The organism is Paraplanobispora takensis, assembly GCF_016863195.1.
In the GTDB taxonomy this organism is placed as follows: Bacteria; Actinomycetota; Actinomycetes; order Streptosporangiales; family Streptosporangiaceae; genus Planobispora; species Planobispora takensis.
In genome coordinates, this window is the sequence record NZ_BOOK01000047.1 from 1 (window position 1) to 13,131 (window position 13,131).

Consider the following 13,131-nt stretch of genomic DNA (forward strand, 5'->3'; position numbering starts at 1 on the left):
GCGCACCGGCCTTCACACGCGTGCCCGCACCGGCCTTCACACGCGTGCCCGCACCGGCCTTCGCATGTACGCGTACCGTCTCCGTGCCCTTCATCGGGCCTGCCTCAGCAGTAGGTTTATCCGCCCGGTGCCCCCGCATGACGAGCACTGCCTCTCGTCGGCGGTGACGCCCTCGCCCCAGCACGGGACGCACTCCTGCAGGGCGTCGAACCGGGGATCCCGGTAGATCCTCCGCGTCCCCTTGCGGATGATCTGCCACCCCTGCCTTCTCGCGCGGGCGTCGTCCTCGGCGAAAGCCCGGTCCAGGAGGCCCCCGATGCACTCCTGGACGAGTTCGCGCAGGTGGGAGTAGCTCTTGCTTTGATTCGTGATGTTGTTACCATGCCGCATGAGGGGTTGCTCCTTTCGCCTGTGACCAGCAGCTGGTGATCCCTCTTCAGCTGGACCGATGCCGCGAACATCGGTCCAGCTCGCGTTCGCGCCCCCTCCGCTTCCTTATCGTCACCTCGACGACAGCCCCCTTATCGTCAGTCCGACGCTAGACTGCCTCTAGATGTAGAGTGCGCCTGGAAAGCGCCATTGGCAAGTGCCAATCGAACATGCTCTTGGCGATTGCCGGTAAGGGACACCCAATCCGATAGGTAACCGCCCATCCGCTTTGGGTTCGTGTGTCGAATGACGTAGACAAGCGATGGTTACGTGTTTGCATAGAAGGTGGACCTTCCCTGCCCTCCCGGGGATAAGGTGTGCGGCAGCGGCTGGCAACTGCCAATCGAACCTGCCGTTCGAACATGCCGTCTACGCGCAGCTAGGCCGTACTCGAAGGCAAGGTGAACGATCATGGCTGGGTCCAGCCCCACCCTTCGTCGCCGTCAGCTCGCCGCCCGCCTGCGCGAACTGCGCCTCCAATCGGGGATGAACATCGAGGACGTGGCCAACCGGCTGCTCTGCTCGACCACCAAGATCAGCCGTCTGGAAACGGCACAGCGGGGAGTGAGCCTCCGGGACGTTCGCGACCTGTGCCAGATCTACGGGGTCACCCAGCAGGCCGAGATCGACGAACTGATGCAGATGGCGCGCGAGGCCAAACAGCCCGGACTACTCGAGAACTCCGGCCTTACCGCTGTCGAAAGTACGTTCCGTACCTATATCGACCTGGAGTCGGCAGCCGCCTCGATCACCGAGTTCCAGACCTCATACCTGCCCGGACTTCTGCAGACCCGCGACTACGCTCATGCGCTTATACGCGGAATGCTTCCGAGAATGGCGCAGGAAGTTCTCGAGAGCAGGCTGGAGTTTCGAATGAAGCGCCAGGAACTTCTCCTGAGAAACGACGCCCCCCAATATTGGGCAGTGACCGACGAGGCTGCACTCCGCCGAAGAGTGGGCGACGATCAGATAATGCGCCGGCAGCTCGAGCGTATCATCGAAATCGGCGACCTACCCAATGTCACGATCCAGGTAATACCATTCACGGCGGGTTCGTACATGGGACTGGACAACTCTTTTGTGCTTTTCAAGTTCCCCAACCAGTCAATTCTTGACACGGTGTACATCGAGGGACTTGTCAACAACAGCTACCTTGAAAAGGATTCCGACACGCAGCCCTACAGGGAAGCAATAGAGCATCTGCGCGCCACAGCCCTGAACCCCAGGGGATCGATCGCGCTTATTTCAGAGATCTGCGCATCATACTCCGGGTGACACAGTGACATTGTGCGGGGATTATGGGCGACACCACAGAGAGGACAATGAGCATGACAATGAAGTCTGCCGAATATTCCGATCAGCCGGAGATCGAGTGGCGCATCTCGAGCAAGTGCAACGGCGGTCAATGCATAGAAGTCGCCAAACTTCCCGGAGGGCTGGTCGGAATGCGCGACAACAAGGAACCGAACGGTCCAGTCCTTCAGTTCACACGCGAACAGTGGCAAGACTTCATCAACGACGTCAAGCAAGGATATTGACAGTCTTTTTTGAGACTTCAATCAGCACATCAGCCACCTGACTCACACCAGCCGCTTGCATACCGCCATGACTGCGCGGTGCGTTAATCTTCTGTTGGCGTGCCTTCGATGAGGCTGTCGACCCTGCGGGAGGAAGCGCATCATGCAACGCCCCACCTTTCAGGGATCCTTTTGGCACACCCTCTGCAACAATGGCCAGTGCCCTCAAGTAGCCCGAGAAGGCGAGTGGATCGCGCTGCGTAACAGCGCCGACGGGGAGAACGGGCCCGTGGTCGTCTTCCGTGTCGACGAGTGGGATGAACTCGTGGCGAACATAGGTGACTTCACCAGCGAGAAGCTGGGAGGTTCTTCCAACGCGTGAGGTCCGGGCCGATCATGATGATCGGCCCGGACCTTTTCATATGGCGACCGGCCCGTGACGCCGGTCCGCCGGGGGTCAGTTGCGGCCGGGGGGCGGGGGGTTCCAGCCGGACTGGGGCGGGACGGGGGTTCCGTAGTTGTTCGGCGGGGGGACCGGCGTGCCGTACGGGGACGGCGGCGGGGGCGTGGCCGACGGGGAGCCGGCGTACGGGGCCGAGGGGGTGCCGGGGTACGGCGCCACAGGAGCGGCAGGACCCTGCGGGGCACCGGGGCCGAACGGGACGGCAGGCGTTCCGAAACCCTGAGCGGCGGACGGGAAGGGCGCGGCGAGGGCGGCCTGGCGGCGGCGGAAGCGGCGGTTTCGGGCCATCAGCAGGCCGCCGGACAGGAAGAGCGCAAGCAGGGCGGCGCCGAAGATGCCGAGCGTCATCGGGTTCTTCAGCAGGCTCTTCTCGGTGGAGACCGGCTCGGCCTCGATCGAGGGCTCGGTGGCGGGGGCCGACGACTCGGTTCCGGCATCGACGGCCGGGTTGGCGGAGGCGCTCGCGTCCGGGACCGCCGAGGCCGAAGCAGAAGGGGTGGCGTCGCCGGTGCCGGCGGTCGGGGTGGCCCCCGGGGCGGTGTCGCGGCCGGCGGCGATGGCCTCCTGGGCCTCGGCGATGTATCCGGCGGCGTACGGGTGCAGCGGATACAGGCGCAGCGTCTCCTTGAAGCCCGCCAGCGCGGCGCTGTGGCGGTCGGCGAAGAAGTCGTTCAGCGCGGCGTTGTAGATCCGGGTGGTCTGCGACTCCTGGGGGGTGACCCCCTGGGCCGTCAGGAAGTCGTTGATCTGGCCGACGGGGAAGAACACGCTCTGGTTCTCCTGCCGGTCGGTGCCGCTCTCGTTGAGGTAGGTGGCCGAGACGAGCGCGATGACCTTGCCCTCGGCGTTGAAGACCGGGCCACCGGAGTTGCCGCCGTAGATGGGCGTCTGCGCCTGGATGTAGGGGACGTTCCGGGTGGTCTCGCGCCGCGCGCTGTAGACGCCCTCGGTGATCGCCGGGTACAGCCGGGACTTCTCGGTCAGGCCCGTGTCACGGTTGATCGTGCCGGGGAAGCCGACCGCGTAGAGGCTGTTGCCGACCCGCACGTCGCCGTCGACGCCGAGGGGCACGGTGGGCAGGTTGCGGGCGTCGGCGAGCTTGAGCAGGGCGACGTCCTTGCCCGGGCCGCCGGTGCCGTCCGCCGCGACGAGCTCGATCGGCAGGCGGGTGGAGGTCGCGTTCATGCCCCCGCCCGGCAGGGGCAGGACCACGCTGTAGCCGACCTTCACATCCGTGACCTCGAGGTTCCGGGTGTTGAAGGTGTCGTAGATCTTGGTGACCAGCTCCGTGAGCTCCTTGTCCGGCTCGACCGCGCCCATCAGGGCCTTCAGCTCGGCCTTGACGTCCTTCTCCGTGACGTCGGCCAGGCCGTACGTCGCGAAGCCGGCCTGCACGTCGGCCGGCGCGCTCTGGACGCAGTGCCCGGCGGTGATCATGTGGCCGTCCGGGGTGATCCACCAGCCGGTGCAGGTCCCGGTGAACGTGACGTCGTCGGTGCGCTGCGGCTCGGCGGCGCCGATGTACTTGCCGGGGTCGGCGGCGACCTTGCCGAAGGCCCACTTGGCGATGCTGAGCTGGTCGGAGGGGATCCGTCCCTTGCGGGCCTGTTCCTGCGCCTGCTTGTGCAGGGCCGTGAACGCCTTCTTGGGGGCGGCGCTGGGCACCGTGATCCGGCCCGAGTAGGTCGTCTCGATCAGCTGCACGGCGGGGTTCGCCTGAGCGGCGATTCGCGTCGCCGCCGGGGCCGGATCGGTCTCGGCCACGGCCGCGCCGAGTGATCCCAGCGCCCCCGTCATGGCCAGCGCCGCCACCACGGCCATCCGCCGCGTCGAATTTCCGCTCACTTCTGCCACCCCGTCGTTGCCCGCCCCTTTCCTTGCACCGGGACGGCTGATGGCGGAAGTCTGCCGAGCCGCGCTTAACCCCCACTTGTAACTCGGTGAAGTCCCAGCTCAGGGCCGGTTTCCCGAGTCGTTTTCCGGTGCCGGCGCACCCTGTAGGACGATGGACGGGTGAGTTTCGAACTGGCCGTATGGCACGAGCCCAAGCCGATCACCAAGGAGTACGCCGAGAACGTCTTCCGGGCGCTGCGCCGGGGGGAGCCCGCATCCGCCGGGGCGCATCCCGGGGTGGCGGCGTTCGCCGGTCAGCTGGCCGAGGCCGAGCAGATCTCCCCCGAGTACGCTCTCGTCACCGTCGAACTGGAGCGCTCGGACGAGGTGGCGGGCGCGGCCTTCCGCCTGGCCCGCGCGTGCGGGCTGGTCTGCTACGACCCGCAGCGCCGCCTGGTGCACAACCTCGAGCCCGTCGGCGCCTACCCGGGCATGCAGATGCACACCGGCGACGGCATGATCCTGGTCGACCCCGACCTCCAGCTCGTCGACGACGCGCTCGCCACGATGTCCCCGCAGAACCCCTTCACCGCGCTGGTCGTCTTCGGCCGGCACTTCATCCAGTCGTCCCCGGAGACGGGCGGCTACGAGCTGGAGTACAAGGACAGCGTCCGGAATGAGATGTTCCGCACCCACGTCCCGGATCTGGAGGCCGTGCAGGACGCCTTCACCGAGTACGCCACCGGCGAGTGCGACTTCCTCGACCGCCACGACTGGCAGCGCGTCTGACCCGGCCCGCCGACTAGGCTCCCCGCCATGCCCTCCCGCCCCTCCGGAACCGGCTCCTCCGGAACCCGCTCCGCCCGGTCGAAAGCCCCGGCAGCCCCGAAGGACCCGGTCGCTCCGAAGGTCCCCGCCGCCCTCACCCCCGCGGAGGTCCCCCGGCACGATCTCGACGACGACACCGCGTACCGGTCCGCCGAGTTCAGGAGCGCCGACCTGTCGGACCGCCACGCGGACGGGCTCGACATCAAGGGCTGCCGCCTGCTCGACACGGGGTTCTCCGGTGCGGCGATGCGCCGGGCGAGCCTGTCCGACGTCGAGCTGGAACGCTGCGACCTGTCGAACATGACGGTCAGGGCTTCGACGATGCACCGCGCCCGGGTCTCCGCCAGCCGGCTGACCGGCATGAGCTGGTCCGAGTGCTCGTTCAGGGACGTGGTCTTCGACGGCTGCCGGGCCGACCTGGCGGGCTTCCGGTTCTCGACCTTCAAGAACGCCGTCTTCCGCGACTGCGCGATGCCGGAGGCCAACTTCCAGAACGCCGACCTGCGCGGGGTCCGCTTCGAGCACTGCGACCTGACCGGCGCCCAGTTCTCCGGTGCCCGGATGGAGGGAGCCCGGTTCGCCGACTGCACGCTGTTGCGCATCAACGGGGTGACCAGCCTCAGGGGTGTCATCATCAAGAGCCGCGACGCCCAGGGGCTGGTCTACAGCCTCGCCGGAGCCATGGGCATCACCATCGAGGACTGAGTCACCAGAGCATGATCGCGGTGTTCCCTGAGCTCCAGGCCGAGTAGAGCCTGATCCTGGCCACGTAGCGGTGGCCCTTGCGGAGGTTGAACTCCAGGGTGCTGTTGCGGTCCTGACCGCTGTCGTCGTCGCCCGCGAGATAGCGCAGCTCACCGTCGACGTCCTCGAAGACCACCAGCACGGTGTCGCTGTCCCCGAACGCGCCCAGCCGGTATCTCCGGGTCTCCTCCGGCCTGATCTCGAAGTTCTCCTGCTCTCCGGACCTCAGGCTCAGCGGAGCGGACTGGAACGGGCTCAGCTGCCGGGCCTTGTCGTCCTCCAGCGGCGGATACCACCGCAGGACGTACTCCCTGTCGAGCGCGGACAGCCGCAGCGACGGCCTGATCCCCGCCCGGTACTCCTCCGGCTGGAGGATCAGGTCCGCGGGGAAGCCGTACTCCATGATCGAGTCGGGGTCCCAGGTGGATCCGGAGACCTCCTGCGGCGACAGCTTGCGCAGCACGTTGTGGAACGTGGTCTGCCGGGGCCAGTTGTTGGGCGGCCCCCCGAGATAGCGGTACACCGCCTCCTCGTCCCAGACGATGCCCGCGAACGGGTTCTGGTGCTCGTGGGCGAAGCCGAGGGTGTGGCCGATCTCGTGGAGCGCGGTGGCCATGCCGTACTCGTCGGTCAGGTCCCAGCCGAAGTTCATGGTCCGCTCCTGGATCCCGATGTCCAGCACGTCCCGGCCGACATAGGACCACGAGCCGTCGTCCTGGGCGAACCCGATCCTGATCTCGGCCTCGGACGCGGAGTCGACCTCCTTGAACTCCAGCCCGATCCCGAGTTCCTTCCACGTCCCGAACGCCTGGCGGACCCGGTCGCTCTGCCGCCGGTCGGCGCTCCAGTCCCCGTCGGCGAAGAAGAAGTAGTGCAGGACGGTGCCGTTCACCCACTTGGTGCGGTTCAGCAGGATCGCCCTCTGCCGCTCGAAGCTGAGGTCCGGACTCAGCGGGATCTCCGGCCGCACGGGCTGGGAGCAGTACGGCAGAGCGGTCCGAGGTGTCGTGTCTCCGGTGCCGGTCATGGTCACTCCTCTGCGTTTCCCCGCGGCCGATCCGCTCCCATTCCCCTCCGGACGACCGGGCGCCGCCTCATCCCCGGCGGGTGATCCCCGCGGGATCGGAACCCTCGGCCTTCTACTTTCCCATGAGGAAAGAAGGTGCTACTTTCCTCATAGGAAAGTAGAAGACAGGGAGGGCACATGAACTCTCGCGACGCCCAGCTCGCGCTCGACACCATCCGCAGCTTCCAGGACATCACCCGTGAGGAGATCGTCCGTCAGCTCTTCCCGCTGCCCCACGTGCTCCTCTCGGCGCTCGGGCTCTTCGCCACGCTCATGTCGACCGATCTCCCCCACCCGTGGGACACCGTCACGCTCCTGGCCGGGCTCGGCCTGTACATGGGCGTCTGGATCAGGTGTTCGTACGGGAACTCCGTCTACAGGAGGCCCACCCTCTGGGAGGCGGGGGTCTGGGTGGCGCTGTGCGTCGCCCTCCTGGTCGTCTTCTTCGTCGTCCGGGCCGCGGCCTTCTCCCTGTTCGACGTACCGGCGCACGGGCTGCTGTCCCCGGGCACGGTCGCCGGCGCCGCGGCGACCGTGACCTATGTCGCGCTCACCCCCCTGGCCCGCCGAGCCCTGAGGAAGCTGATCCACCAGAGTGGCGGGCGCGCCTGATGGATCCACTTTTCAATGAGTTCCTGCACGTTCCCGCCCGGCTGTCGATCGTCGCGCTCCTGGCACCTGCCGACTGGGTCGACTTCGCCTTCCTCAGGGACTCGATCGGCACCAGCGACTCGGCCCTGTCCAAACAGGTCTCGGCGCTGGCCGCCGCCGGATACGTCGAGGTGCGCAAGGGACAGGACAAGCGGGCCCGCCGTACCTCCGTGCAGCTCACCCCCACGGGGCGGGACGCCTTCCAGCAACACGCCGCGGCCCTGGAACGCATCGTCGCACTCGCCAAAACCGCGGCGGAACAACCCGCCCGGGACAGCCAGGACCTGATCCCCAACCCCCGGGCCTGACCCCGCACGCCCCCCAGCACCACCACCTACGGCGCCCAGCCCTGCGCCCCTTCCCGCGCCGTGGGCTTCAGCTACGGCGGCCCGCCCCGAACGGCCCCGCCACCGATTGCTTCAGCCACCCAGCGTGCCCTGGGCGTCCGGGAAAAGCCCGCCACTACGGCGGGTCAGGGGTACGGCGGAGCAGAGACGGGCGCGGAGCGGGCGGGTGTGCAGGCCGGCGTATGAAAGGACCGCACCCCGCGCGCCCGGGCAGGCCGGAGGCCTGAATGCACCAGAGCCCCGCTGAGACGGCCGGCCGGAACACCCGCCCGCACAGCGCCCCGAATGTCCCCGCCCCGGTAGTGAAACACCCCGTCCCCGCCACCCCACCTCACCCGCCACACAAAAGCGCCGAAAACCGCCGCCCACCGTCCCGCCGTACCGGCGCCATGAGGGGTCGCACGCATGCACCAGCGGAAGAGGGCGGCAGCAGCGGGACCGGGGCGAGGTGGCGAAGTCCGGCGCCGGCAGGCCGAAGCCGTACCGGCGCCAACCCGGCGCCGACCCGCCGTACCGGCACTCACTCGCCGGGGAAGCGGACCCCGATCTGGGCGCGGACCTCGTCCATGATGCCCATCACGTCAAGAGTCGACTGCCACGGCACGAGCGGGCTTTCGAGCAGGCCCTCGCGCAGGCAGCGCATCGCCTCGGCCGCCTCGTGGTTCATGCCGTTGCCCTCGTAGGGGACATGGAACCTCTCGGGCTCGGCGTCCGCGAGGTACAGGGTGAAGGTGTCGGGGCGGAAGAACAGGTGCGGGAGTTCGATGCGGCCGAGCGGGCCGGAGATCGACGCGGTGACCGGGCTGTGGGTCGTGATCCCGCAGGAGAGCATCGCGGCCGCGCCCCCTGGATAGCCGAGCAGCATGCCGGTGTTCTCGTCCACACCCTCGGGTGTGATCCGGGCCCACGACTGCACCTTCTCCGGCGCGCCGAGGATCATGTGGGCGAACGACACCGGATAGACGCCCAGGTCGAGCAGGGCGCCGCCGCCCAGCTCCGGGTCGCGCAGCCGGTGGCCGGGGCCGACGGAGACGGAGATCCCGAAGTCGGCGTGCACGGTGTTCACCGGGCCGAGCACGCCCTCGCCGACCAGTGAGACGATCTTGCGGATCGCGGGGTTGCACCGCATCCACATGGCCTCCATCAGGAAGAGCCCGCGCTCCCGGGCGAGGTCCACCAGTTCGGCGGCCTGGGCCCGGTTGAGCGTGAAGGCCTTCTCGCAGAGTACGGCCTTGCCGGCGTCGAGGCAGGTCGTCACCGCGTCGTAGTGGGCGTTCTGGGTGTTGGCGACGTAGACGATGTCCACGTCCGGGTCGGCGGCCAGATCGGCCCAGCTGCCGTGGGCGCGGGGGATGCCGTAGCGGTCGGCGAAGGCCTTGGCCGTCTCGGCCGACCGGGACCCCACGGCGACCACCTCGGCGTCCGGCAGCAGCTTCAGGTCCTCGGTGAAGGTCGCGGCGATGCCGCCGGTCGCCAGGATGCCCCACTTAATCGTGCTCATAAGGACATATCTCACCATGCCCAGCCACTCCATGGGAACGCTCCCACGGCGAATCACCCCACCTCACGAGCACCGGCGGCAGCCGTACGGCCCTGCGGAAAGCCTTCCGGGAAGCGAGCCGTACGGCCGGCGGCGGGGAGCCTCAGGCGCGGGTGTCGGCCAGCAGGGCGTTCAGCGTCAGGTTCGGGTGGTCCCGCAGGACGCCGCGCATCCGCCACTCGTCGGTGAACAGCGCCAGCAGCGCACCGTCGAGCGTCCGGGTGAAGACCTCGACGCCGCGCTGGCGGGCCAGGATCAGCGCGGACTCGGCGTCGGTGAGGCGGGCGATGCCGAAGTCGAGGCGGTCCATGGCGATCTCGGTGTTGAACTCCCCCGCCAGCCGGTGCTTGACCACGTCGAACTGCATCGGGCCGACCGCCGCGAGCACCGGCGACTGGTCACCGCGGATCTCGGAGCGGAGCACCTGGACGACGCCCTCCCCCTCCATCTGCTCGATGCCCTTGCGGAACTGCTTGGACCGGCTGGAGTCGCGGACCCGGGCGGTCCAGAAGTGCTCGGGCGCGAAGCTCGGGATCTTCGGGAACTCGACCGGCCGGCCGTCGTAGAGGGTGTCGCCGGGGCGCAGGGCCGTGGCGTTGACCAGGCCGACCACGTCCCCGGGGAACGCCTCGTCGATCGTGGCGCGTTCCTGGCCGAAGACCGACTGGGCGTACTTGGTCGCGAAGGGGCGTCCGGTCGCGGCGTGCGTCAGCACCATGCCGCGCTCGAACCGGCCGGAGCAGACCCGGACGAAGGCGATGCGGTCGCGGTGCGAGGGGTCCATGTTGGCCTGGACCTTGAAGACCAGGCCGGAGAACGGCTCCTCCAGCGGGCGCGGGTCGTCGTTCACGTCGGGACGGGGCGCGGGCGACGGGGCGATGTCCACCATGGCGTCCAGCAGGCGGCCGACGCCGAAGTTGGACAGGGCGGCGCCGAACAGCACCGGGGTCGACTCGTGGGCCTCGAACGCCTTCTGGTCGTGGTCGGCGCCGATCTCCGTGAGGAGGTCGACCTCCTCGGCGGCCCGCTCCCAGTCCTGGCCGATCTCGGCGAGGGCCTGCTCGGGGGTCAGCGCGGTCTCGATGGCCTTGGTCGCGCCGCCCGGGGTCCGGGTGTAGCGGACGGCCTGGTCGGCGATCCGGTCGATCACGCCGTGGAAGAAGCCGCCGGTGCCGATCGGCCAGGTGATCGGGGTGGGCCGCAGACCGGTCCGCTCCTCGATCTCGTCCAGCAGTTCCAGCGCCTCGCGGCCGGGACGGTCCCACTTGTTGACGAACGTGATGACCGGGATGCGGCGGTGGCGACAGACCTCGAACAGCTTCAGGGTCTGCGGCTCCATGCCCTTGGCGGCGTCCAGCAGCATGACCGCGCAGTCGACGGCGGCCAGCACCCGGTAGGTGTCCTCGGAGAAGTCGGCGTGGCCGGGCGTGTCGACGAGGTTGAACATGTGCCCGCGGTACTCGAAGCGCAGGGCGGCGGAGGTGATGGAGATGCCGCGGGCCTTCTCCATGTCCATCCAGTCGGAGGTCACGCCGCGCCGGCCGGCCTTGCCGTGCACGGCGCCGGCCTCGGTGATCGCGGAGGCGTGCAACGCCAGCGCCTCGGTCATCGTGGACTTGCCCGCGTCGGGATGGCTGATCACCGCGAACGTGCGGCGCCGCGCCGCCTCCTGCGCGATCGCGGTCATTCTCGTTCTCCTCGCGTGTCACGGAGCGTGTCCGAGTAGTGTCATGGGTGCCGCAACAGCTTACGCGGCACCACGACCGTCAATTGATGTGGCAACACTTTCTCAGGCCGCTTGCGCCACCACGGCGCACAGTGGATCGTTGGAAGATCTCGGTTCGACCGTGTCCGTATCGACTGTCCGAAAGCGACTCGCTCGTGCAACTCGATGTTCCAGTGGTGTGGGTTACAGTGGAGTGCAGATGATCACACTCCGCTACGCGGCGGGTTCCGACGTGGGCAAAGTCCGCCAGGGCAACGAGGACGCGGCGTATGCCGGCGCCCGGCTACTCGCCATCGCCGACGGGATGGGCGGGCACGTCGGCGGCGAGGTCGCCAGCTCGGCGGCGGTCGCCGCGATCGCACCGCTGGACCACGAGTGCCCCGCCGACCTGGTCGCCGCCGCCGAGGGCGCGGTCCGCCGCGCCAACCAGCGCCTGCGCGAGCTGATCGAGCAGGACCCGAGCCTCACCGGCATGGGCACCACCCTGACGCTGATGCTCTGGGACGGCCCCCGGGTGGCCCTGGCCCACATCGGCGACTCGCGCGCCTATCTGCTCCGCAACGGTGATCTCTACCAGATCACCTACGACCACACGCTGGTGCAGACCCTGATGGACGACGGCCGGATCACCGCCGAGGAGGCCGCCCGGCATCCGCACCGCTCGATCCTGCTCCAGGTCCTGGACGGCAGCGACAACATCGAGATCGACCTGTCGCTGCGGGACGCCGAGGTGGGCGACCGCTACCTGCTGTGCTCGGACGGCCTGTCCGGCGTGGTCGAGGCCGACCAGCTCCGCCACGTGCTCGCCACGGTCGACGACCTCGGCGACGTGGCCGGCAGGCTCATCGAGCTCGCCTGCGAGGGCGGCGGCCCGGACAACATCACCTGCGTCGTGGCCGACGTGGTCGACACCCCCGGCCCCGCCCAGGACACCCCCGTGGTCGTCGGCTCGGCCGACCCCTCCTGAGCGGCTGCCGCTCAATCCTGGCCGGAGCGCTGGTCAGCCGCTATCGTCGGTGATCCGTGCCCCTTGTCGATCACCGCTCCGGAAGGACGCCGTCATGTACAAGGAATTCGCCATCGAGGCGATCGTGTGGCTCATCCCCGTCGTCATCCTGGTGGGTCTCGCCTACATGATCACTGCCACCTGACCTCCCCGGAACCCCCCGCCGGAAGCACGTCCCCGCGATCCCGGCGGAAGTCCTCCCGGCCCCCGACGCCCCCGGCCTCCCCCTGCTCGGCAATCACGCTTTTTTCGAATTTCGGGAACTATCCGCTTTACTCCCGCTTTATCTCTATATAGTCAGGCACACGCTTCGGGGGAAGCGCTCTTCGTCACTTCACAGGGGGATCCCGCACGCCGATGACCCGGTTCGTCGACGCCGCACTGGCCTTTCCCACCGTCCTGTTCAGCTTTCTCCTCGTCGTGGTCGTCGCCTACTGGGTGCTCGTCCTCATCGGGGTGGCCGGGCTCGACGGTGACGAGGCGGTCGACGCCACCGAGGTGACGGGGTTCGCCGGAGTCCTGGCCGGGCTCGGGCTCGGCGGGGTTCCGGTCAGCGTGACCGTCTCGCTGCTGATCGTCATCGCGTGGTTCGTCAGCCTCGCGGGTTCCACCCTGGTCAGCGGTACCCCCGCCCTGACCGCCGTGCTGGCCGCAGCGCTCGCCTGCGCCTGGCTCGGCACCCGTCTCGTGGTGCTGCCGCTGCGGCGCACCGTCCCGAAGGAGCGCGTCCCCTCCCGCGCCGACTTCGTGGGCCGTACGTGCGTCATCCGGACCGGCCGGGTCTCGCGGGACTTCGGCCAGGCCGAGGCCACCGCCGCCGACGGCTCGTCCGCTCTCATCCAAGTCCGGCAGACCGGCGACGAGACCTTCCTCGCCGGCGGCACCGCCCTGATCTTCGCCTACGACGACGCCGGCGAATTCTTCTGGGTGATGCCCTACGACGCGGAACTCGATCCTGATCGTCCTATTTAACGAGGGGCT

At 68.5% G+C, this 13,131-nt stretch carries 14 protein-coding genes; 9 read left to right on the forward strand and 5 right to left on the reverse strand.

The genetic code is table 11. The features are described from left to right. Positions 1–90 precede the first annotated feature (90 nt). Positions 91–390: a hypothetical protein gene (locus Pta02_RS30305; RefSeq protein WP_203878397.1), complete on the reverse strand. Its 300-nt coding sequence runs from the start codon at positions 388–390 to the stop codon at positions 91–93. Between the two features lie 450 nt (positions 391–840). Between Pta02_RS30305 and Pta02_RS30310 the strand changes: the two genes are divergently transcribed. From Pta02_RS30310 to Pta02_RS30320, 3 genes are all read left to right on the forward strand, one after another. Further along, entirely contained in the window at positions 841–1,704 is an 864-nt protein-coding gene (locus tag Pta02_RS30310; RefSeq protein ID WP_203878398.1) for a helix-turn-helix domain-containing protein, read from the forward strand. A 59-nt stretch (positions 1,705–1,763) separates the two neighbouring features. Further along, positions 1,764–1,967, forward strand: a complete 204-nt coding sequence (locus Pta02_RS30315) for a DUF397 domain-containing protein (RefSeq protein ID WP_203878399.1) — start codon at positions 1,764–1,766, stop codon at positions 1,965–1,967. A gap of 142 nt (positions 1,968–2,109) precedes the next feature. After that, entirely contained in the window at positions 2,110–2,328 is a 219-nt protein-coding gene (locus Pta02_RS30320; RefSeq protein ID WP_203878400.1) for a DUF397 domain-containing protein, read from the forward strand. A 75-nt stretch (positions 2,329–2,403) separates the two neighbouring features. Here the strand turns inward: Pta02_RS30320 and Pta02_RS30325 are convergent, their stop codons facing one another. Further along, on the reverse strand, positions 2,404–4,254 hold the full coding sequence (locus Pta02_RS30325) for a S1 family peptidase (protein ID WP_203878401.1): 1,851 nt from the start codon (positions 4,252–4,254) through the stop codon (positions 2,404–2,406). Between the two features lie 168 nt (positions 4,255–4,422). Here Pta02_RS30325 and Pta02_RS30330 point away from each other — a divergent pair, with 168 nt between their 5' ends. Then, the gene (locus Pta02_RS30330) at positions 4,423–5,031 is read left to right on the forward strand and encodes a hypothetical protein (protein ID WP_203878402.1); all 609 of its coding nucleotides are present in this window, start codon (positions 4,423–4,425) and stop codon (positions 5,029–5,031) included. 27 nt (positions 5,032–5,058) lie between these two features. Next, positions 5,059–5,775, forward strand: a complete 717-nt coding sequence (locus tag Pta02_RS30335; RefSeq protein WP_203878403.1) for a pentapeptide repeat-containing protein — start codon at positions 5,059–5,061, stop codon at positions 5,773–5,775. A gap of 1 nt (position 5,776) precedes the next feature. On the opposite strand, the gene Pta02_RS30340 is transcribed toward Pta02_RS30335, so the two are convergent. Then, complete coding sequence (locus tag Pta02_RS30340) at positions 5,777–6,841, reverse strand: M12 family metallopeptidase (protein ID WP_203878404.1); 1,065 nt, start codon at positions 6,839–6,841, stop codon at positions 5,777–5,779. A 177-nt stretch (positions 6,842–7,018) separates the two neighbouring features. Between Pta02_RS30340 and Pta02_RS30345 the strand changes: the two genes are divergently transcribed. Next, positions 7,019–7,492, forward strand: a complete 474-nt coding sequence (locus Pta02_RS30345) for a hypothetical protein (protein WP_203878405.1) — start codon at positions 7,019–7,021, stop codon at positions 7,490–7,492. Then, positions 7,492–7,839, forward strand: coding sequence for a winged helix-turn-helix domain-containing protein (locus tag Pta02_RS30350; protein WP_203878406.1), 348 nt, complete (start codon positions 7,492–7,494; stop codon positions 7,837–7,839). The genes Pta02_RS30345 and Pta02_RS30350 overlap by 1 nt, the downstream gene beginning before the upstream one ends. Before the next feature lie 559 nt (positions 7,840–8,398). On the opposite strand, the gene Pta02_RS30355 is transcribed toward Pta02_RS30350, so the two are convergent. Both Pta02_RS30355 and Pta02_RS30360 read right to left on the reverse strand, forming a co-directional pair. Continuing rightward, positions 8,399–9,379: a Gfo/Idh/MocA family protein gene (locus Pta02_RS30355; protein ID WP_239131341.1), complete on the reverse strand. Its 981-nt coding sequence runs from the start codon at positions 9,377–9,379 to the stop codon at positions 8,399–8,401. Positions 9,380–9,521: 142 nt separating this feature from the next. Beyond that, the gene (locus Pta02_RS30360) at positions 9,522–11,105 is read right to left on the reverse strand and encodes a peptide chain release factor 3 (RefSeq protein ID WP_203878408.1); all 1,584 of its coding nucleotides are present in this window, start codon (positions 11,103–11,105) and stop codon (positions 9,522–9,524) included. A gap of 238 nt (positions 11,106–11,343) precedes the next feature. Between Pta02_RS30360 and Pta02_RS30365 the strand changes: the two genes are divergently transcribed. After that, positions 11,344–12,111 (forward strand): PP2C family protein-serine/threonine phosphatase, encoded by a 768-nt coding sequence (locus Pta02_RS30365; protein WP_203878409.1) that lies wholly within the window; start codon positions 11,344–11,346, stop codon positions 12,109–12,111. A gap of 396 nt (positions 12,112–12,507) precedes the next feature. After that, complete coding sequence (locus tag Pta02_RS30370; protein ID WP_203878410.1) at positions 12,508–13,122, forward strand: hypothetical protein; 615 nt, start codon at positions 12,508–12,510, stop codon at positions 13,120–13,122. The last annotated feature ends 9 nt before the right edge of the window (positions 13,123–13,131 follow it).